We start from the raw sequence: 386 nt of genomic DNA, 5'->3' as shown, positions 1-386 counted from the left end.
TAAAGTAGCAACAGTACCAGTATTACTAACAAAACCAGATAGTACACCGGCGCCTAAACTAACAATAACTAAAAGTTTAGGAATACTTTTACCAGCCCATTCTACAAACTTTTTTCCGGCCATAGCCGTCCATCCAGTTTGTGCAATTCCTTCACCAATAATAAATAGGGCGGCAATCATAATTACTGTAGGGTTACTAAAGCCACTAAGTGTTTCAGAAGCTGTTAAAATACCCGTTAAGTATAAACTAATCATTGAAATTAGCGCCACAATATCTGGCGTAAACTTGCCCCATACAAATAACCCAATGGTTATAACTAAAATGAATAACATTAAATACATACCTGATTTTTTTAGTATTAATTATGAGGTAAAATTACTACCTG

At 34.5% G+C, this 386-nt stretch carries 1 protein-coding gene; it reads right to left on the bottom strand.

Annotation, left to right across the window (positions count from 1 at the left end; genetic code table 11):
- A partial coding sequence (locus FUA24_RS08160) for an SLC13 family permease (protein ID WP_262713607.1) occupies positions 1–333 on the bottom strand: 333 nt, incomplete at its 3' end.
- Positions 334–386: the final 53 nt, after the last annotated feature.

It is taken from the genome of Seonamhaeicola marinus, from assembly GCF_008085455.1.
Note: the sequence above shows the minus strand (reverse complement) of the source record. Positions and strands in the feature narration are given on the sequence as shown.